Source organism: Gordonia sp. GONU (assembly GCF_024733855.1).
In the GTDB taxonomy this organism is placed as follows: Bacteria; Actinomycetota; Actinomycetes; order Mycobacteriales; family Mycobacteriaceae; genus Gordonia; species Gordonia amicalis.
This window is the reverse complement of the sequence record NZ_JANRHB010000052.1, coordinates 1-20,814: the sequence shown is the minus strand read 5'-3', so window position 1 is coordinate 20,814 and position 20,814 is coordinate 1. Positions and strand designations below refer to the sequence as shown.

Below are 20,814 nucleotides of genomic sequence, written 5' to 3'. Positions count from 1 at the left end.
CGTCGCGTCGGCGGTGACGGTCACCGCCGCAGGGGTCTCGGTGACCGTCACCGGAACAGCTTCGGGGGTCGCCCTCTCGGCGGCCAGGATCAAGGTCAGACCGACGGCGCCGAGGAACACCGCGGCGCCGATCGCGGCGCCGACGAACCACCAGCGTCGCCCCGTCGACACCCGCGTGGCCCCCGCCGAAGCCGACAGCGCCACCAGGGCGGCGTCGGCCGCGCCGATGGCCGACGCGAGCGGGGGGTTTGCGGCGACCGTGACGGGTCGCTGCGCCGCGTACTCGAAGGCGGGAGCGATGCCGGGCATCTCCGCGCCGGGTCCCACCACGATGATCGAGGTGATGTCGCGACCGCGAGGGAGCTTGGTGACCGCCGTCGCCAGATCGGACGCCCCCTCGGGATCGGTGACGGGCGCGAGCCGGTTGGTGGTGAAATCGGCGGTCCCGAGGACCGCGCCCGACGTCGTGTCGACCGTGGCCACGGTGGTACCGGCCGCCGGGGCGGCATCGCGATCGAGGTCCACGACGGCCACGACGCCGCCTCGGGTGGCGTGTGTGCAGGCGATCTCGGCGAGCGCCGAGGCGTATCCGGTGACGACGACGCGGCGATACCAGGATTCGCCTGCGGCGTCCGAGGCGAAGGCTTGCGCCAGATGCTTGCGGACGTCCTCGCGCGAGGCGGAGACACCGATCTGGTCCACCACGACCGGAACCGAATCGACGAGTTCGATGATCGCGGCCTCGACCGCGGGGGCCGAGGAATCCGGCAGGTCGACGAGGTTGCTCGCCAGGATGTGCCCGTCGGCGTCCCGCACGACGGACGCGATCTGGTCGTCGACGACGGATATCCCGAGAACCACGGATCCGGGCATTCCCCCACCCGCCGGATCTTGGGTCATCGTCACCTCCACATCGACGTTTGCCCATGAAGCCTAGCGGCTGTTACGCGATCTGTGGCAGCCGGACCGTCGCGGAGTACCTCGTCAGACCGACTCGGCCGGATGCTGGGTGTACGCGGCGTCGCGCACCGCCTCGTCGGTCTCCAGCCCCGCACCGAGCGCACCGCCGACCGTGGCGAGCGAACACGTCAGCCACGCGACCTCCAGGTAGTCGGTGATCCCGGGATCGTGGCCGAGTGCATCGCCGAAAACCTGCGGGACCACCAGGCACAGGGCGCCGACGGTCGCGAGTACGAACAGAGCGGCATAGAAGGCCGCGACGCCCAGCACGACGGTGATGACCGTGACGGTGTTGAACAGGACTATCTGTTCGCGCGACTGCCGCGACGATCCCCGCTCCCACAGGTTGGCGCCGATGATCAGGGTGGCGGTGATGGCGACGATCGACCCGACGGCGACGCCGGTGAGCCGGACCCATCCGAAGGTGTCGGCCAGCAGCCAGATGTCGGCGGTCACCAGTGCGAACACGCCGGCGGCGATGGCGCCCGTGAGCGCACGGGTCAGCCCGAGTGCGAGGCGCCACGGTCGATTGGCGCGGACCATGCCGGTGAGGAGTCGGAGGTTGCCGGTCAGCACCCGGGCGGTGAAGGCGGTGCTCTCCTCGTCGGTGTCGGTGCCGAGCTGGCGGACGCGGTGCCGTAGCGGGGAACGAGACGGCGACTTCTGATGCTCTCGGAGATCGTCCGCGTCGGCACCGAGGAGCTGAGCGAGGAGACCGACCACTGTCCCGCGCGTCCGCTGACGCAGGCTGGTCGGACCGAGCGCGGGAACCGACAGGACCGCAACACCGTGCACCGCGTTGGCATGGGCGACGACGGGGCGGCGTCCCACGTGCAGGGGCAGGTCGGTCAGGCAGACCACGAGGTCCCATTCCCGTTCGAGGAGAACGTCTCTCGCCGCGTCGACGATCTGGGCGTCGGTCGCGGGCGGCTGCACCACGGACGCCTCCACGACCTCGACATGCCATCGGGCTCCGGGGAAGGTCGTCTGCACGTGCTCGATCAGATCCGCGTCGACGAGTTTGCGCGCGAGTCCGATCGGTTGTCCGGGCGCGGCGACGACTCCGAGGACGACCGCCGGTTCGTCGTCGTACGACGACGCCTCGTCCTCGAACTCCATGTGTCGCCCTTCCGGTCGTGGTCGTCGCCCGGCGGCGACGAAGTGATCAGGCGGTGAATGTCTCGATCAGGGTGTGCTGTTCGACGGCCGACGGAGCCTGCATCCCCGGCGCCTGCTTGTCGGAGTGCGACGCACGGAACGAGTCCGACTTCAGCCACGCCAGGAAGTCCTCCCTGGCGTCGAATTCCATGGTGGACACGTACGGCAGGCCGTCGGCCTCCGGACGCATCAGTGTCGCGCGCTGCAGGCCCGGGACGCCCTTCAGCGTGCTGCGCATCGACTCCGAGAACGCTTTCTCGAATGCCTCGGCGTTCTCGGTGACATCGATGCGGTTGGTGATCACGAACATTCGTCGGCTCCTGGACTCGGGTCTGATGGTCGCCGTCATCTTACCGACACCGTGTCGGCAAGAGGGCGGCAAGGGTCAGCCGAATCGCTTCGCGAGCGCGCGCAGCGTGCCCTCGATACCCTGACCGTTCTTCTTGTCGTACCCGATCAGTTCCATGATCTTCGGGATCTTGAGCGTCGAGTAATCGAAGGTCTCGGTGACCTGGGTGGTCGTCGGCGACGTGGACACCAGTTCCCAGCGCCAGCGATGGCCCATGGGGTGCTTCCATTCGACGACCTTGTCGGTCTCGACGTCGGTCGCGGTGGACGTGATGGTGTACGGGACGCCGAACTGCTTCATCCCCACACTGAATCGCGCACCGGGGGTGAGCTTCTCCGGACCCTTGACGGGTGTGTCGCGCACCGTTCCCGACCCGTCGAGTTCGTGATGCCGGTGCGGGTTGACGACGAGGGCGAAGACGTCGGCGACCGGCGCATCGACGACGATGCGCCGGGAGACGCGGTGCGGGCCCGTGTCAACGGTGATGACGGTGTCGGATGCCATACATCCAACGTACGCGGGCCCTGCCGGTCGGTTCGCTCAGTCGACGGAACGCTTGCGCCGCGGCTGCCACACCACCAGGGCATTCGTCCGAGGCACCGGGACCAACTCGCCGCCGCGACGGTTCCGCGACGTGGCAACCTCGTCGGAGAGTTCACGGATACGCTGCTGGAGCGCCTCGACCTGATTGCTCAGATCGATGATCCGTTTGATACCTGCGAGATTGACGCCTTCTTCCTGCGAGAGACGCTGGATCTCTCGCAGGAGTTCGACGTCGCGGGAGGAGTAACGGCGACCGCCCCCACTCGTCCGCTGCGGGGTGACCAGACCCAGACGGTCATAGGTGCGCAGGGTCTGGGCGTGCATGCCGGCGAGCTCGGCGGCCACCGAGATCATGAAGGTCGCGCCATCGGCGTCGAAGTTCTTCTGGCCGGCCATCACTCATCGCCCCCAGTTCGCCCGTGGATCGAATCCGCTTGCCCGCTCGGCCTGATCGTAGGCGCGCATCGCCTCGATCGCGGCGTCGTCGAGCTTGTCCGGCACCGCGACCTTGACGGTGACGAGCAGGTCGCCTGCCCCGCCGGACCGCTTGGGGACGCCGCGGCCACGTACGCGGAGCGTCCGGCCGTCGGTCGTGTTCGGCGGGATCTTGACCCCGACCGAACCCTCGAGGGTCGGTACCGAGACCGTCGCGCCGAGAACGAGTTCGGAGATCCGCACCGGCAACTGCACGCGAAGGTCGTTGCCGCTGCGCGTGAACTGCTTGTGCGGGGTCACGTGCACGACGACGTACAGGTCGCCCGACGGCGCTCCGCGGCGTCCGGCCTCACCCTGTCCGGCAAGCCGAATCCGTTGACCGTCTTCGACTCCCGCCGGAATGCGCACGTTGATGGTGCGGGTCCGATTCTTCACGCCGCTGCCGGAGCAGTCGCCGCACGGGTCGTCGATCCGCGAACCGGTGCCCTGGCAGTCCTGGCAGGGTTCACTGAACCCGAACGCGCCCTGGTTTCGGCTGACGAAACCGGAGCCGTTGCAGTTGGGGCACACTCGCGGGCTGGTGCCCGGCTTGGCGCCTGAACCGTGGCAGGTCGTGCACGGGGACGGGCTGGTCACCCGCAGCGGGACCGTCGTACCGAGGGCCGCGTCCTTGAAGGACAGCGTGGTCTCGGTCTCGAGATCCTTACCGCGACGCGGACGGCTGGCCGTCGATGTGCGTTGGGTTCCGCCGCCACGGTTGAAGAGACCCTCGAAAAGGTCCCCGAAACCGCCGGCGCCTCCCCCGCTGGTCTGGGCACCGCCGAACAGGTCACCGAGATCGAAGTCGTTGCCACCGGTCGTGTAGGTCGTACCGCCGCCGGGGAAGCCACCCGGGAATCCGTTGCCGCCTCCGCGGAATCGTCCGCCGGCGAACATGGCCCGGGTCTCGTCGTACTCTTTGCGCTTCTCGGGATCACTGAGCACGCTGTGGGCTTCGGACACCCGCTTGAAGCGCTCTTCGGCCGCGGAATCGCCGGGATTGGCATCCGGATGCAGCTCGCGTGCGAGCTTGCGATAGGCCTTCTTGATCTCTTCAGCCGAAGCGTCAGAAGCAACGCCCAGGTCCTTGTAGAAGTCGTGTTCCAACCACTCACGTTGTGGAGCCACCAGACGTCACCTCCTCAAAAGTCTTTTTGTTGTCTGGATTGATATTTCGGTTGTGTTCGTACTCTCGCCAGAGAGCCCTGAGGTGCGAGGCGCGTGCTCTCGCTCCTCGCACCCCAGGGCCACAGACGGTCGATCTATTGTGCACCGGTCGGGTCGCCGGCGGGCTCCGGATCGGTGACCGTCACCATGGCGGTACGGATCACCTTCTCGCCCAGCCGGTAACCGCAGCGATACACTGCGCCGATGACGGGGTGGTCGCCGGTGCCGTCGTGCTGAACCGCCTCGTGGAGTTCAGGGTTGAACTCGTCACCCGGGGCACCGAAGGCCTCGAGGCCCTCGGTGTTCAGCACACCGGCCAGCTTGTCGGCGACGGCCCGCAGCGGACCGCTCTCGAGATCGCCGTGCTCACGGGCACGGTCGAGGTCGTCGAGAACCGGCAGGAGCTTGTCGATCAGGATCTGCTTGCCGTAGGCAACCGATCCCTGCTTCTCCTCGGCCGCGCGTCGCCGGAAGTTGGCGAACTGCGCGCGTTCCCGCTGCAGATCCGCCGTCAGTTCGGCGACCCGCGCATCTGGCGACGTCGCATCGGCCGGCTGTTCGTTGTCGGACTCGTCCACGACGGGTTCGGCGTCGGCCGGGCCGGGGCCGGCGGCCGGCTCGTCGCGCACCTCACCCGTTTCCGGGTCGATGCGACGACGGTCGGTCACCGTCACCGGCTCCTCGCCGGACCCATTCGTCGAATGGGATCCTGCGGTCACTTGTTCTCCTTGGCGTCGGCGTCGTCCACGACCTCGGCGTCGACGACATCGGACTCGCTGTCGGCGGCTGCGCCGGCTTCACCGTTGGGGGATTCCGCAGCGGCGTTGGCGTAGATCGCCTGGCCGAGCGCCTGCGACTCCTCCGACAGCTTCTCGATCGCGGTCTTGATCGCGGCCGAGTCGGTGCCCTTCAGCGCTTCCTTAGCGTCGGCGACCGCAGCCTCGACCTTTTCCTTCACGTCGGCCGGGACCTTGTCCTCGTTGTCCTTGAGGAACTTCTCGGTCTGGTGGACCAGCGACTCCGCCTGGTTGCGGGTCTCGGCCTCCTCACGACGCTTGCGATCCTCGTCGGCGTGAGCCTCCGCGTCCTTGATCATGCGGTCGATCTCGTCCTTGCTCAGGCCGGAACCCTCCTGGATGCGGATCGAGTTCTCCTTGCCGGTGCCCTTGTCCTTCGCGGTGACGTGCACGATGCCGTTGGCGTCGATGTCGAAGGTCACCTCGATCTGCGGGACACCCTGCGGCGCAGGTGCGATGCCGCCCAGCTCGAAGCTGCCGAGCAGCTTGTTGTGCGAGGCGATCTCGCGCTCGCCCTGGTACACCTGGATCTGCACCGACGGCTGGTTGTCCTCGGCCGTGGTGTAGGTCTCCGACCGCTTGGTCGGGATGGTGGTGTTGCGCTCGATCAGCTTGTGCATCACGCCACCCTTGGTCTCGATGCCGAGGGACAGCGGGGTGACGTCGAGCAGCAGCACGTCCTTGACCTCACCGCGGAGAACACCGGCCTGCAGGGCGGCGCCCACGGCGACGACCTCGTCCGGGTTGACACCCTTGTTGGGCTCGCGGCCACCGGTCAGTTCCTTCACCAGATCGGTGACGGCCGGCATACGGGTCGAGCCACCGACGAGCACGACATGGTCGATGTCGCCGACGGAGATGCCCGCATCCTTGATGACGGCCTGGAACGGGGCGCGGGTGCGCTCGAGCAGATCAGAGGTGATCCGCTGGAACTCGCTGCGCGAGAGCTGTTCGTCGAGGAACAGCGGGTTCTTGTCGGCGTCGACGGTGATGTAGGGCAGGTTGATCGAGGTGCTCTGCGAACTCGACAGTTCGATCTTCGCCTTCTCGGCAGCCTCACGCAGACGCTGCAGAGCCATCTTGTCCTTGGTCAGGTCGATGCCCGAGGTGGACTTGAACTTCTCGACGAGCCAGTCGACGACGCGCTGATCCCAGTCGTCACCACCGAGGTGGTTGTCACCGGAGGTCGCGCGGACCTCGACCACACCGTCGCCGATCTCGAGCAGCGAGACGTCGAAGGTGCCGCCACCGAGGTCGAAGACCAGGATGGTCTGTTCCTTCTCACCCTTGTCGAGTCCGTACGCCAGCGCGGCCGCGGTGGGCTCGTTGACGATGCGGAGCACGTTGAGGCCGGCGATCTGGCCGGCTTCCTTGGTGGCCTGACGCTGGGCGTCGTTGAAGTATGCGGGCACGGTGATCACGGCGTCGGTGACGTCTTCACCGAGGTACGCCTCGGCGTCGCGCTTGAGCTTCATGAGCGTGCGCGCGCTGATCTCCTGCGGGGTGTACTTCTTGTCGTCGATCTCGATCGTCCAGTTGCCCTCACCCATGTGGCGCTTGACCGAGCGGATGGTGCGGTCGACGTTGGTGACCGCCTGGTTCTTGGCCGGCTGACCGACGAGTACTTCTCCGTTACGCGCGAAGGCGACCACGGACGGCGTGGTCCGCGAGCCCTCGGCGTTGGCGATGACCGAAGCTTCGCCACCCTCGAGCACCGAAACCACGGAGTTGGTGGTGCCGAGGTCGATTCCAACAGCACGAGACATGTTTGGCTTCCTCCTAGTTTGTGGGTGTGCACCCAAGTCCTTGTGCCCCCGCGGCCGGAGACGCGGGGATGATGTCCGAACCCTGCGCGAGGTGGACTTCAGTGCGTCCGACTCATGTCCTACTGAATTCGGAGCGGCGAGTCAAACCTACTTGAGTCTGGATCGCTCAGGTTTCTCGAAGTGTGTAACGGGGGTCCCACGGGGTTTGTTCCCGCGCCGCCGGGAAAAGTTGAGCGGATTTCGCTCAAGCCGTGTGGTCCTTGACACACCGGCCGCCACCGTGCAGATTTCAACAGGAAGCAAGCGATTCCACTTCGACGAATCCGAGGACCCGCACATGACGCTGCCCCGACCGACGACCGCCGAACCCGGCTCCGCTCCGATACGTCCCTATCGGATCGCCGTGTGGGGTCCCGGCGAAGTCGGTGGCGCGGTCATCCGTGCCGCGGTCGCCGACCCGGCGTTCGAGGTCGTCGGTGCGCTGGTGCACAACCCGAAGAAGGACGGCAAGGACATCGGTGAGCTGGTGCGCACCGATCCGATCGGGATCGCCGCCACCAGAGATCGCGAGGCCTTCAAGGAGCTCGACGTGGACTGCGTCGTCCTCACCCCGGCACCGGCCGCGGTGATCAAGGGGCTCGACGACGACGTCATCGATCTGCTCGAGTCCGGGAAGAACGTCGTGGCGACCGCCGCCTATCACAACGTGTCGATGCCGAACTGGCTCAGCCCCTTCCGCAAGTCCCCGCAGCGCATGCTCGAGGCGTGCCGCACCGGCGGCGCCACCCTGCACGGGACCGGTGTCCATCCGACGTTCATCGTCGAACGGGTCGCGATGACGATGGCCAAGGCGATGTCGTCGGTCAGCCATGTGCGATCGGTGGAGGCCGTCGACTTCTCCCGGGCCGGGTCGATGTGGGGCGGCCTGGAAGCACTGGGTTTCGGCGCCGATCCGGACTCCCTCAGCGCCGAGTCCCCGGTCGCGCGCGGCGGCGACATCTACTACGGCGACCTCACCGGCAACGTCGCGCACGCGTTGTACGGCGCGGACAGTGCCGAGGTCAGGGTCGAGACCTCATTGCGCGGACTGCCCGCCGAACGTGACGCCCAGGTCGGTGCGACGACCATCAGGAAGGGCACCGCTGCGGCCCTGCATTTGACTCATCGCGGCTACCTCGGCGACCACCACTTCTTCACGAACGAGGAATGCTGGTATCTCGCTTCGGTACCCACTCAGCCCGCTCGCTCCGCTCCCGGCGCCGAACTCGTGTACCGGGGCGATGACCTGCCGTTCGGCGGGTTCACCAGCCCGATCGCGTACACGCTGGTCATCAGCGGCGAACCGGCCGAGATGCGGACACAACTCGAGTTCGGCATCGGGTCCGGGCACACCAACCCGATCACGACGGCGTCGGTGCGGGCCGTGCTCGATGCCGTCCCGGCGGTGGTCGAGGCCGAACCGGGCATCCTCGTCGACGACGTGGGCCCCCACTACCGGCACGACGACCGGGTCCGACTCCCGTGAGCCAGGAGCCGATGAGCCACGAGGCGCGGCCGGAGGTCGCCGCGTGGAACGGCCTGGTCGACGCACTCCGGACCGCCGGCGACAAGCTCGCGGCCGACACCGCCGACCTCGATTCGGCCGAGCAGGCGGACGGGTTCCGTGCACTGGTCCGCGGGCTGTCGAATCAGTTGTCGCGCTTGGAAGCCGACCGTGAACGTCCCGAGTTGGTGCCGTTCAACGGGTGGCGACACAAGTTCCTGATGGACAATCCCGACTTCAAATACTGGGTCACCGAGGTCCGCGGGGACCGCACCTACCGCATCCGCGGGAACCGCGGGGATGCGTCGTACCTGTCGGTCACCGTCTACAAGCGGACCGGCGGCATCGGCTCGGAGGCGACAGCCCGCATCGACAGCGACGCCATCGGATTCGATGACGACGGCGGCTTCGAGATCGTGGTCGGCGGTACCGCGCCGGGTGCCGGGGACTGGCTGGACCTCCCGGAACGCTCCGGGGCGATCTGGGTCAGGTTCTTCCACGGCGATGTCGCACACGACGAATTTGGCTGGTGCAGTATCGAACCGGTGGTCGAACCGCCGGTTCCGCCGTCGATCGATCCGGACAGGTTCGCTTCTGCGCTGGGCACGTTGGCGGCCACGACGTCCATGCTGCCGACGATCTTCGAGATCTCGACGAAGGACGATCTCGATCCGCCCAACACCCTGCGGCACTGGTCGGAGATGGCCGGGGGCGCGGTGTTCACCGAACCGGGCATCCACTACGTCCGCGGTGGCTGGCAGCTCCAACCGGATCAGGCGCTGGTCATCGAGGGCGACACCGTCGAGTGCCGATACTGGAACATCCTGGCCTACAGCCGATTCCTGAACTCCCTCGACTTCCGGTACCGGCCGGTGTCGTACACCGGTGCCACCGCCACGGTGGTCGACGGTCGCTACCGCTTCGTCGTCGCGGCCGAGGATCCCGGTGTCGGAGACTGGATCGATTCCGAGGGACGGGACTTCGGCATCGTCGTCATGCGCTTTCTCCAACCGACGGACACCCCTCCCCTGCCCTCGGTGCGGGTGGTGCAGCTCCACGAACTGCGAGGTGAATGATGGTCGCCTGGACCCCGCCACCGCGCACAGCGGTCGCCGAGAACATCTATGCGGCAGCGGAAGCCGATCGCGCTGCACGACCCGATCGGTATCGGCTGGGCGCCGGCGCGGTCGATGCGATCGTCGAACGGGCCACCGCGAAGCACGGGGTCGAGGGTCTGGGCGAGCCGGCGCAGTGGCGTCCCGGTCTGGAGCAGTACCTGGAATCGGCCGGCGAGGACGGGCGGTTGAACGCCGTCGGCGTCCGGAATGCGCAGGACGCGGTGATCGGAAAGCTGCGGGCGCGCTCCATCTTCGACAAGACCCTGCGGGAGAACCCCTCGGTGAGTGAGCGTGATGTGCTCCCGCCGATCGTGATCATCGGGGGCTGGCGCACCGGGACGACGTTCCTGTATCGGCTGATGGCCCGCGATCCCCGTCTCCGCGCGCCACGCCCGGTGGAGTTGTACGCCCCGTGGCGGGTTGCACAGCTGTCGCCGGACGAGCGCGAGCAGCTGATCGAAACCCAGGCCGCCGAGCCCAATCCACTGCACATGCTGAATCCGGCGATGGCCGCGGTCCACGATTCCGGGCCGGCACTGCCCGAAGAGTGCGTGCTCGGAATGGGCACGACCATGCGCAACTGGGCGTTCAGCTCGACGATGCGCCTCGACAGTTACTCGCGCTGGCTGGCGGAGCAGGACTTCGCCGGCGAGTACGCGGCGCACCGCACGATGCTGCAGATCCTCGACGATGGTTCCCGACGACGCTGGCTGCTGAAGGCACCGGCCCACACTCCCGAACTCGCCGACCTCGCACAGACATATCCCGGAGTCTGCATCGTTCATCTTCACCGCGACATCGTGGAAACCGTGGCCTCCGGCGCGAGTCTGTTCGCGACATACCGGTCGACCTACAGCGACGACGTCGACGGGCACGACGTCGGGCGGTTCCAGATCCAGCAGTCCGAGTTGTGGTTCCGGCGGGCACTCGAATTTCGCGACTCCCCTGCAGCCGGATCGGCGACCGTCCTCGACATCGACTACCAGGACCTGGTGTCCCGACCCGAGGAGACCGTCGGCCGGGTCTATGCCGCGGCCGATGTCGAACCCCCCGACATCTCGTCGATGCTCATCGAGCACAACGCCGAGCAACCGCGGCACGGCAAGGGCAGACATCGTTACGGTCCCGAGGAATTCGGGATCGACCCCGGAGCCTTGCGCGAACGGATGGCGTTCTACACCGACGTCGTCGCCGAGTGGACGTCGCACCCGGTGTCCTGAGGGCAGGACGACGACCGGTTGCACTTGTGTATCCGACGAGCCGATTTCTCGCCCGCACACCGTCGAACGGGGTTACCGTCGCGGTGTCGGACTCGGGAGGTCGAGATGGGCGAGGTCACGTCGGTAGAGGCCGAGACGGATGTCCGGTGGGTGCCGTGGCGGGTGGCGCCACATTCGGGTTTCGAAGTCGACGATCCCACGGGCAAGGGCAGCGTCCGGGTGGTCCAGGTCGACGATCGGCAGTTCGTCGTACTCAACACCTTTCGTTACTCGGACCCGGATGTCGAGAAGGACCTGTCGACGCGACTGGTCCGCAGCGGGATGAGTGACGCCCGGGCACGCGCGGCAGTTGACGACGCGCGGACTTTCGTCCCACGTGAGGACAATCCCACGGATCTGGCGTCGGTCCCGCGCTTCATGCGGTGGTTCGAGGACTCGTACGGGCGGCACACGCTCGCCGCGATGATCCATGACGAGCTCATCAGCGACGCGGTCAACTCCGGCGCGCTGCAGAGTGACACGCTCTCCGACCGCTTCTTCCGGGAGATGATGCGTACTTCCGGGGTCCCCTGGCTGAAGCGCTGGCTCATGTGGTCCGCGGTGGCGCTCCGCACCCGTTGGGTCGCAGGCGGTTACCGCCGGTGGAGCATCGTGCTGTGGCTGTTGCTCAGCGTCGTCGGGATCACTGCGACGGTCGGTTCCGCAGGCGCGTTGCTGTTCGACTGGCCGTGGCCGGTGTCGTCGCCGGCGTGGTCGCTCGTGGTGGCACTGCTGATGATCTTCGTCGCCGCACCGCTGTGGGGGCGGCAGTGGGCCGCCAGCCTCATCGCCGCGGTCGGGGCGTTGTGGCTGGTGCCTGCTGCTGCCATGACCAGTCTCGCCTGGGTTGTGTACAGCGCCTTGGAGCGGATCGCCCGCGCTGTGGGATTGCGATGACACGACAGCGGGGCACCGCCGGTTGAAATCGGACGATGCCCCGCTCGTGTATGTCAGGCCGCGCTGACCTGTTCTCCCGCTGCGGGTTCCAGTGCCTGCTCGACGATCTCGGCGACATCGGTCATCGGACGCACGTCGAGGGCGTCGAGGACCTCGGCCGGCACGTCGTCGAGGTCGGGTTCGTTGCGCTGCGGGATGAAGACGGTCTTCAGCCCGTTGCGCTGTGCGGCGAGCAGCTTCTGCTTGACCCCGCCGATCGGCAGGACACGGCCGTTCAGCGTGACCTCGCCGGTCATGCCGACCTCGGCACGCACCCGTCGACCGGTCGCCATCGACACCAGTGCGGTGACCATGGTGACGCCCGCACTCGGCCCGTCCTTGGGCACCGCTCCGGCCGGAACGTGCACGTGGATGGTCTTGTTGAGCAACTCCGGTTCGACGCCGAGCTGCTCCGCGTGCGCCCGCACGTACGACAGCGCGATCTGTGCCGACTCCTTCATCACGTCGCCGAGCTGGCCGGTCAGCTTCAGTCCGGGATCGCCGTCGGTGGCGTTGACCTCGATGAAGAGGACATCACCACCCATTCCCGTGACGGCGAGACCCGTTGCGACACCGGGGACTGCGGTTCGTTCGGCCGATTCCGGGGTGAACCGGGGACGGCCGAGGTAGTCGCGCAGGTCCGGCTCGTCGATGGTGATCGGTGCGCTCGCCTTACCCTGCGCGAGGTTGGTCGCCGCCTTGCGCAGCGCCTTTGCGAGAAGCCGTTCGAACTGTCGCACACCGGGTTCCCGGGTGTAGTTCGCCGCGATCTCGCGGAGCGCCGCGTCGGTGACGGTCACCTCGTCGGTGGTGAGTGCCGCACGCTCGGCCTGCCTGGGCAGCAGGTAGTCGCGCGCGATGGCAACCTTGTCGTCCTCGGTGTAGCCGTCGAGGGTGACCAGTTCCATGCGGTCGAGCAGGGCCGACGGGATGTTCTCGATGACGTTGGCGGTCGCGAGGAACAGGACGTCGGACAGGTCGAGATCGAGGTCCAAGTAGTGGTCGCGGAAGGTGTGGTTCTGCGCGGGGTCGAGGACCTCGAGCAGCGCCGCGGCCGGGTCACCCCGGTAGTCCGAGCCGACCTTGTCGATCTCGTCCAGCAGCACAACGGGATTCATCGATCCCGCCTCGCCGATGGCACGCACGATGCGGCCGGGCAACGCACCGACGTAGGTGCGCCGGTGCCCGCGGATCTCCGACTCGTCGCGCACACCTCCGAGGGCGACGCGCACGAACTTGCGGCCCAGGGCCCGGGCGACACTCTCGCCGAGCGACGTCTTGCCGACGCCGGGCGGACCGGCCAACACCATGACGGCACCCGATCCACGTCCGCCGACGACCTGCAGGCCGCGTTCGGCGCGTCGTGCTCGCACCGCGAGGTACTCGACGATGCGGTCCTTCACGTCGTCGAGGCCGTGGTGGTCGGCATCGAGGATCTCGCGGGCCCCCTTGATGTCCGTGGAATCCTCGGTGCGGGTGTTCCACGGCAGGTCGAGGACGGTGTCGAGCCAGGTGCGGATCCACCCGGTCTCCGGCGACTGGTCGCTGGCGCGTTCGAGTTTGCCCACCTCCCGGAGTGCGGCTTCGCGCACCTTCTCGGGCAGGTCGGCTTCGTCGATGCGCGACCGGTAGTCGTCGGCACCCTCGGGTTCGTCCTCGCCGAGTTCCTTGCGGATGGCGGCGAGTTGCTGACGAAGGAGGAATTCCTTCTGCTGCTTGTCCATTCCCGCACGGACGTCCTCGGCGATCTTCTCGCTGACCTCGGACTCGGCGAGATGGTCGCCGGTCCACTCGATCAGCAGGCGCAGGCGCGCGGCCGTGTCGGGTGTTTCGAGGAGCTCACGTTTCTGCTCGTCGGTGAGCCAGGATGCGTAGCCCGAGGTGTCGGCGAGGTCTGACGGGTCGGTCATCTTGTTGACCGCATCGATGAGCTGCCACGCCTCGCGACGCTGCAGCATCGCCAAGACGAGTTTCTTGTACTCGCCGGCCAGGGTCCGGACCTCGTCGGTGACCTCGGAGTCTTCGACCTCGGTCACATCGACCCACAGCGCCGCGCCGTGGCCGGGCGTACCGGTCCCGATCTGAGCCCGCTGCTCACCCTTGACGACGGCGGCCAGTCCACCGCCGGGGATACGCCCGACCTGCACGATCGAGGAGATCACCCCGTAGGTGGGATACCGGTCGTCCAGGCGTGGGGCGACCAGCAGTTTTCCGGTCTCGCTCGCCCGCGCGGCGTCGACGGTGGCCTGAGCGGCATCATCGAGCGGGATCGGCACGACCATGCCGGGCAGGACGACAACGTCCGGGACGAAGAGGACCGGCAGTGAATATGTCTGCGACATGAAACCTCCAGAGTTAAGCCTGACCGACTCAACTGAGGTGGCTGGAAGTTTGTTCCCGCGTGGTTTATGCCAGGGGCGAACGAAGATGTAGCTTCTCACCGAACGTGTCATTTTCTCATCGGCTTGTCATAGGCGTGTCATCGTTCTCATCGGGCTGTCATGCGGCACGATAGCAAAATGCCTGATCAGATCGGTGCGACCGAGATTCGCTTCGTTACCGAAGCCGGTGACGAGACCATCAGTCAGGTCAGGGATCACTCGATCAGCTCGATGGCCCGAGCCCAGCCAGTGCGCCTGCCACCGTCCCACGCCGGCCAACGCCACTATCCAGGTCTTTTTTGGACCCGTACAACAGCCGACCACGTGGTTTACGAAAGCCTTCTCGAACGCGACCGCATCTTGCTTGCCGACTTCGATCCCGAAGTCGTTTGGATCACGGCGCAACCTTTCTGGATCACCGGCGACGACAGAGGTACCGGCCGACGCCACTGTCCCGATCTCCTACTGACGCGGGCTGATGGGTCATATTTGGTCGTGGACGTCAAGAATCCACGAATCGCGCAGAAAGACGAGGTCAAGGCCGTGTTCACGTGGACCAAGGTGGTGTCCAAGCGCCTCTCCGCCGATTATGAGGTTTGGACCGGCGAGGACTCGGCGTTGATCAACAACATCAGATTCGCTTCTCAGGCTCGCCGCGAGTCGCGCGCGGCCCTGTTCCAGACGGTGCTCGAACGATTTCCAGAGGAGCTCTCAATCGCGCACGCTGAAGCCACACTCGCAGCCGAGCGGATTGCACGGCCTCGACACATCGTCCTCGAGCTTCTGTGGACGGGCACCTTCACGGCCGATCTCACCCGGCCATTCGGCGACAACACCTTGATCCATCGAGCCGAGGCCGTATGAGCAACACTTATCGACTTGCTGTTGGCGATCGGGTGTGGATCGACGGATCCGTGGTCCGCATAGTCGAGATCAGCGACAGTCGGTCGATAGTCGAATCGGATCGCGGCACACGAGCGGTGAGCACTCCACACCTCGTGAGGTCTTCTCAGCCGCTCGACGCACCTCGCAGGCCCTGCGAGACGTCCGGACAACTGCTTTCGAATCTTACGAAGAAACAGCAAGAGACTTACAACGCACGGCTCGCCGTCGTCGAAGCAGTACTGGAGATGCATCACAACAGCGGCGACTCTATCGGTCGCAGCTCCGAAACGGTCGCTCTCGCACACAACATGTCTGACCGCACCGTCAAACGCTGGGTGAAGGCGTATCAAGAGTCAGGACCAGCCGGCCTCGTCGAAGCAAGGAAGCAGCGCTCGCCGATCGACCCACTCTGGCGGGAGGCGTGCCTCGACGTACTCAATCGGTACACACGCGAATCCACACCCAGCAGAAACATAGTAATCGACCAGGCCAACAATCTGCTGACCGAGCGGTGTGGCGCCGATCTGGCGCCCACCCCATCCAATGCGACCGCCTACCGCTGGCTGGACGAGCTCTCCAAGGGTCGCTATTCATTTGGCAGCGGAAAGGCACGGCGAATCGCCGCCGACCGGCCGGAGGCCCCGTATGGCCGTTTGCGCGCCACGCGCCCCGGAGAGTACTTCGTACTCGACACAACGCGCCTCGACGTGTTCGCGATGGAGCCGATCACGCTGCGTTGGGTGCCGGTCGAACTCACTGTGGCGCAAGACCTCTATACACGCTGCATTGTCGGTCTGCGCCTGACCCCGATTTCAACCAAGGCAATCGACGTGGCCAATGTGTTACACCAGTCGGTCACGCCCCAAGAACCGGTCGACGACGGAGCGTGGCCGTTTCACGGCGTGCCTAGTTCGATCGCAATCGAACGCGACGACCCGACCGCAGACGATGCCACTCCGAGCATCCCAGGCTGCCTACCCGAGTCAATCGTTGTTGACCATGGCAAGATCTACCTCTCGCACCATGTCAGATCCGCCTGTGCGCGACTCGGAATCTCGATTCAGCCTGCGATCGTAAAGAAGGCGTCAGACAAGCCAACTGTCGAACGCTTCTTCAAGACCATTCGGCTCGGCCTGCTTCAGCAACTGCCGGGCTACAAGGGACCCGACGTCTATCACCGCGGTGAAGACATTGAGAGTCAAGCGTTCTACTACGTCGCCGAGCTTGAGTCGATAATTCGCGAGTGGACAGCTCGGGTGTACCACCGGTCGAAACACGAAGGCTTGTGTCTCCCTGAGACGCCCGGCCTCGAGCTATCACCGCTCGAAATGTACGAGATCGGCCTGGCTCGCGCCGGTGGACTCACCATCCCGTCCTCACCGGACCTTGCGTACGAGTTTCTCAATGTGGAGTGGCGCACGATCCAGCACTATGGCATAGAAGTGGATGGGCGCCGATACGATGGCGCGGCGCTCAACCCTTACCGGAATAGCAAGTCCAACTTCGGTGGTCCGAAGGCTAGAAAATGGCCAATCCACATAGACAGCGGCGATGTTCGACGCGTGTACTTCCGCGACCCCTCATCTGGCAAATGGTCGCCTCTGGTCTGGGAGCACGCAGGTGGACTCGACCAGCCCTTCTCCTCGGACGCCGCCGACTACACCAAGCTTCTGGCCGTCCGCGAAAACCGGCATGTCGACCCACAGGACGCCGTCCGCAACCTCCTCGATGAGTGGTCCAAAGGCAACACCAAATCCAAGCGCGACCGCGCCCTCGCACGACGCCTGGCCAGCACCCGTTCCACGGCAAGCGATACTGGCGATGGCCAACCTGACGACGAGATTGCATCACTGCCAGGAGTTATCGACCTTCTCGCGAGGAGAGCAGAACGTCGCCCTCCAGGTTGGGATTTGGACGATGACCTCGATGTGTTTGAGAAGTACCAAGGTGCAGACGATTCGAGCTATGAGGTATTCGACGAATGAGTAACCCATGGGCACTATGGCTTCGAAACAATCAACCGCATCGCTACAACCTGGCGTCAAAAGTGGGCTGGCACGACTTCGTGCATTCGCCGCCGCGCGCGAGCCTGGAACTCCTCACGAAGGGACAGATCGCAGCGCTCAGCGACGACGAGCGCGAAGACTACAACGAAGCTCGCTTTGTATGGAATGCCAACCTCCCGACTGTCAAGACAGCTCAACTCACGCACGCCTTCGCTGTCATCGATCAAGTCATGGCGTCCAACCGTCGCGATGGCGACCGCCTCCGCGGATCGGTCGTGATCGACGCCCCGCCAGGTCTCGGTAAGACCACCATCGCCATCCGCTACGCAAGGCAGTTCCATCGAACTGCAATTCGCCGCCTCAGCAGCGAGACCGCCGCAGGCGATCAGCGTATTCCGGTCGCCTTCATCCCGCTCGATGCTGGAATCACCCTCAAGGGCCTGAACAGAAAGATCCTCGCCTTCTATGGCCATCTGGGGGTAGCTGGTGCGAATACTTCTGGTTTGGGTGCGCTCGCGGTCGACTGCGTACGGAGCTGCGAGACTCAGATAATTGTCATCGATGACCTTCACTTCATCGACTTTCGAGACCGTCACGGTCGCGAAGTAAGCAATCATCTGAAGGGCTTGGCCAACGAAATGGCGGTCACGTTCATTTACGTCGGTGTACGCCTCACAGAGAAGAAGTTCTTCGACGAGGGCCTGGGAGGCGATGACGGTGCCGTGTACGCACAGACTGCCCGCCGTGCCACACGTGCACGCGTCGCGCCGTTCAACACCGACTCCGATGCCAGCAACGTCGCCTGGATCTCGCTTCTCAACGCCCTCGAATTGCACCTAATGCTCGCCGCGCAAACGCCTGGGACACTATCCGATTTCGGCAAGGAACTCTTCCGCCGAACGCAAGGGCACATCGGTTCACTGACGAACCTGCTCGATCGGGCCGCCTATCTGGCTATTAAGACGGGCACCGAGCAAATTACTGCGAGCATCCTGGAGGAGGTCGTCGTTGACAATGCCGCTCAGCGGCTCACCACTCCCAAGAGGTGAGAGAACCGACGCGGAGCAACTACCCTCCGCAATTGCGATACCAGACGGGTACAACCCGCGGCGGCTTCCCATACTCGTCGCCCCCAGGGACGATGAGACCGCACCGAGTTGGCTGCGCCGTTTCGGCCACCGCTACGGACTCACCGCACGCGCGCTACTCCGAGAACTCGGGATTCCAACGAGTGCCTGGTCCCCCACACGAGTCTCTGCGCATATCGCTGAGCACAGTGATTTGATTGTGGATACGGTGGGGCTACCGGACGAACGAGCCCGATACCTCCGGGCAGGACTCATATCCGAGGCTGTTTCCGCATTTCGCACGCACTGGGAACGGTACGGTAAGTCTTCGGAATCGATGCCCCTCGACCCTTCCTACTGTCCCGAATGCCTTGCTCAGCAAGGATACTGGAACTCGACATGGTCACTGCCGCTACACCGCGTCTGTGTCGAACATGCGATCTTGATGCCTACCAACTGCCCTCGGTGCGCCGAGACGCCGTGGGCGGGCACGAGTTGGCCCAATAGCACCGACCCCAACTGGGCCTGTCCGCAGCGCGACAATCGCCCCCGAACACCAAGAACTCGACACGCATACTGCGGCCACGACTTGCGCGACGTCGAGTTCCGTAGGGTTGCCCCCGAGATCGTTGAAGCTCAGGTTTGGATTCTCGAACTCGCACGCGGTGCATCAGAGCCTTCGACGAACAGCTTTGGCGGTCAGCGGTTCAGTACACGCGAATACTTCGACGCGGCTCTGACGCTGGGCAAGCCCATTATGAGCTGTCAAGCAGCAAGCGACCCTGACGCCGCGTGCCTCGAGCAACTCCTCAAGGTAAAGTCCATCCTCTGCGAGGAGGACGTTCATGCGGCTCATTCGCTCGCCGTAGAGCAGAGCGTCCTTACTCCAGGAACCTGGCTTCTCAGGGACGGCCGAGATTTGCCCCGTAGTCGGACGAATGCGGTTATCGGCCACCTCGCCATCACCCCGCTCGCCGAAAAGCTATCGCCGACGGCACAACTGACGTTTCGAGTTGCTAGTGGGTGTGCCCGTTATCCGACGGCCCACGAGATCCCGGGCAACCACATTCCTCTCTCGTCGATACCTCAAGTTCACTGGACGGGATTCCGCGACTACACGACTGCGAAGGATCGCGCCGTCCTTTCCATGCTCCTTGCACGGTCTGGGACCGCGAGACCTTGGGGCCATATCGCTTTCGCGCTAGGACTGCCTCACGAATTCTCGCGCTACCCACCACTACTCATCCGCCAGATCAAGCGCAGCGGCGATTGGACCGACACCCTGGATCAGATCGAGAACCAGACCCGGGAACTGCTCACCGGCCCGCCTCCTATCGATTACCACCGCCGGCGGCTTCAACTTGCCAATCCAGATCTCACGATCTCCATTGCGAGAATTCTTAGCACGAGCCGCACGTTCAGAGCAGTGACTCCACACGCGCTAGCCGTCGCGATTTGGGAGGTCTACACCGGCGGGGCCGCCGAGTTCGCGACAGAATCGCTCTACTCTGAGGATTCCAACGACGGCGATCTCAGCTCGGCGCGCAACCTGGTACGCGAGCAGTGGTCCACAATCCGATCAAACAGCCTGTTGCCTGACCTGGGATTCGGCGAGGAGCCACTTGAATGGCGCCCACCTTGAAGGAGCTACGTGCAGACAGGACACTCCGGCAACAGATCTGACTCGCGCTCGTCAGTGGCTTCGAGAATGCCCTCACTCTACCGCGGAACGCTTGAGGCGGATCAGCACATGTGCCGCGCAGATGTCTACGAGGCGAATGAGTCATACCGACGCCACGGGCTCAAAGGAGTCGGGCAACTCAACTCACTGATGGAAATCCTCCTGCAGCACACCTTCAACGCCGCAAGTCCACGCTATACACCGTGGGAAATTGATCGAGAACCACCAGGGCGTGCAATCTCCCTGCCGCCGACGGCATGGCCGCCGAGTTCGGAACCGACCCTTGCGACACGCTACCCGGATGGTCCGACGAACTGGTAGTCGAACGCCTCGGTCTTGATCGGGCATCGCCCGCAGGGTCGCGCGAGGTGTGGGCATTCGTCGGCGTCGCTTGCAACAATGCCCATGTGAAGTTCCGTCGCCGCAACCTCGAAGCTCTTGGAAACCTCGTCGTGGGCAACCTCGGACGCGACGATGCCCAGAACGTCGACGAAGTTCGGTACTTCCCGTATCGCTCCAGCATGTACATCACTGAGTTCTTTCAAGAGTTGGAGACGGAGTACCAGCACGACGGCTCCACCCGCCACCGGTGGGTTGCCGACGTGTGACGTGTAAGGGCTCGGGACATGCTTGACGTCGTGTCGTCGGGACATCGTTGACGTCTCACGCTTGTCGGTGGTCGCAGTCAGAGTGTGGGGGGTGTCCTTCTCTGCTGAGACTGAAT

At 65.1% G+C, this 20,814-nt stretch carries 18 protein-coding genes and 1 pseudogene; 9 read left to right on the top strand and 10 right to left on the bottom strand.

Going from position 1 to position 20,814, the window contains the following annotated elements; genetic code table 11:
- The 8 genes from NWF34_RS24415 to dnaK all read right to left on the bottom strand — a co-directional run.
- The coding region (locus NWF34_RS24415; protein WP_258326334.1) for a hypothetical protein at positions 1-900 on the bottom strand (900 nt) is incomplete at its 3' end.
- 84 nt (positions 901-984) lie between these two features.
- A complete protein-coding gene (locus NWF34_RS24410) occupies positions 985-2,079 on the bottom strand; it encodes a hypothetical protein (protein ID WP_096274703.1) in 1,095 nt (364 codons plus the stop codon).
- A gap of 46 nt (positions 2,080-2,125) precedes the next feature.
- The gene (locus NWF34_RS24405; protein ID WP_006437654.1) at positions 2,126-2,428 is read right to left on the bottom strand and encodes an antibiotic biosynthesis monooxygenase; all 303 of its coding nucleotides are present in this window, start codon (positions 2,426-2,428) and stop codon (positions 2,126-2,128) included.
- A 75-nt stretch (positions 2,429-2,503) separates the two neighbouring features.
- Positions 2,504-2,971, bottom strand: a complete 468-nt coding sequence (locus NWF34_RS24400; protein ID WP_258326333.1) for an SRPBCC family protein — start codon at positions 2,969-2,971, stop codon at positions 2,504-2,506.
- A gap of 36 nt (positions 2,972-3,007) precedes the next feature.
- On the bottom strand, positions 3,008-3,406 hold the full coding sequence (locus tag NWF34_RS24395) for a heat shock protein transcriptional repressor HspR (protein WP_096275023.1): 399 nt from the start codon (positions 3,404-3,406) through the stop codon (positions 3,008-3,010).
- Between the two features lie 3 nt (positions 3,407-3,409).
- Positions 3,410-4,612 (bottom strand): molecular chaperone DnaJ, encoded by a 1,203-nt coding sequence (dnaJ, locus tag NWF34_RS24390; RefSeq protein ID WP_024499621.1) that lies wholly within the window; start codon positions 4,610-4,612, stop codon positions 3,410-3,412.
- A gap of 134 nt (positions 4,613-4,746) precedes the next feature.
- Entirely contained in the window at positions 4,747-5,370 is a 624-nt protein-coding gene (gene grpE / locus NWF34_RS24385; RefSeq protein WP_024499620.1) for a nucleotide exchange factor GrpE, read from the bottom strand.
- On the bottom strand, positions 5,367-7,214 hold the full coding sequence (gene dnaK, locus NWF34_RS24380; RefSeq protein WP_024499619.1) for a molecular chaperone DnaK: 1,848 nt from the start codon (positions 7,212-7,214) through the stop codon (positions 5,367-5,369). Before dnaK ends, grpE begins: the two co-directional genes overlap by 4 nt.
- 337 nt (positions 7,215-7,551) lie before the next feature.
- Here dnaK and NWF34_RS24375 point away from each other — a divergent pair, with 337 nt between their 5' ends.
- The 4 genes from NWF34_RS24375 (at position 7,552) to NWF34_RS24360 (ending at position 12,031) form a co-directional block, all read left to right on the top strand.
- The gene (locus NWF34_RS24375) at positions 7,552-8,739 is read left to right on the top strand and encodes a hypothetical protein (protein WP_236577701.1); all 1,188 of its coding nucleotides are present in this window, start codon (positions 7,552-7,554) and stop codon (positions 8,737-8,739) included.
- 11 nt (positions 8,740-8,750) lie between these two features.
- Positions 8,751-9,833 carry a DUF1214 domain-containing protein gene (locus NWF34_RS24370; protein WP_159405768.1) on the top strand — a complete coding sequence of 361 codons (1,083 nt, stop codon included), beginning with the start codon at positions 8,751-8,753 and terminating at the stop codon, positions 9,831-9,833.
- A complete protein-coding gene (locus tag NWF34_RS24365) occupies positions 9,833-11,095 on the top strand; it encodes a sulfotransferase (RefSeq protein WP_159405823.1) in 1,263 nt (420 codons plus the stop codon). Before NWF34_RS24370 ends, NWF34_RS24365 begins: the two co-directional genes overlap by 1 nt.
- A gap of 105 nt (positions 11,096-11,200) precedes the next feature.
- A complete protein-coding gene (locus tag NWF34_RS24360) occupies positions 11,201-12,031 on the top strand; it encodes a DUF1353 domain-containing protein (RefSeq protein ID WP_159405767.1) in 831 nt (276 codons plus the stop codon).
- Between the two features lie 53 nt (positions 12,032-12,084).
- Here NWF34_RS24360 and lon read toward each other — a convergent pair whose 3' ends face one another.
- The gene (lon, locus tag NWF34_RS24355) at positions 12,085-14,412 is read right to left on the bottom strand and encodes an endopeptidase La (RefSeq protein ID WP_159405766.1); all 2,328 of its coding nucleotides are present in this window, start codon (positions 14,410-14,412) and stop codon (positions 12,085-12,087) included.
- A gap of 177 nt (positions 14,413-14,589) precedes the next feature.
- Here lon and NWF34_RS24350 point away from each other — a divergent pair, with 177 nt between their 5' ends.
- From NWF34_RS24350 to NWF34_RS24335, 5 genes and pseudogenes are all read left to right on the top strand, one after another.
- Positions 14,590-15,315 (top strand): TnsA-like heteromeric transposase endonuclease subunit, encoded by a 726-nt coding sequence (locus tag NWF34_RS24350; RefSeq protein WP_006369927.1) that lies wholly within the window; start codon positions 14,590-14,592, stop codon positions 15,313-15,315.
- Positions 15,312-17,321: a helix-turn-helix domain-containing protein gene (locus tag NWF34_RS24345; protein WP_079931101.1), complete on the top strand. Its 2,010-nt coding sequence runs from the start codon at positions 15,312-15,314 to the stop codon at positions 17,319-17,321. Before NWF34_RS24350 ends, NWF34_RS24345 begins: the two co-directional genes overlap by 4 nt.
- Entirely contained in the window at positions 17,318-18,391 is a 1,074-nt protein-coding gene (locus NWF34_RS24340) for an ATP-binding protein (RefSeq protein ID WP_006369929.1), read from the top strand. Before NWF34_RS24345 ends, NWF34_RS24340 begins: the two co-directional genes overlap by 4 nt.
- Positions 18,357-18,839: pseudogene (locus NWF34_RS25500) on the top strand (TniQ family protein); the annotation flags it as partial. The gene NWF34_RS24340 and the pseudogene NWF34_RS25500, both read left to right, overlap by 35 nt.
- 159 nt (positions 18,840-18,998) lie before the next feature.
- Positions 18,999-20,051: a hypothetical protein gene (locus NWF34_RS24335; RefSeq protein WP_020169780.1), complete on the top strand. Its 1,053-nt coding sequence runs from the start codon at positions 18,999-19,001 to the stop codon at positions 20,049-20,051.
- A gap of 332 nt (positions 20,052-20,383) precedes the next feature.
- Here NWF34_RS24335 and NWF34_RS24330 read toward each other — a convergent pair.
- The coding region (locus NWF34_RS24330) for a hypothetical protein (RefSeq protein ID WP_258326332.1) at positions 20,384-20,814 on the bottom strand (431 nt) is incomplete at its 5' end.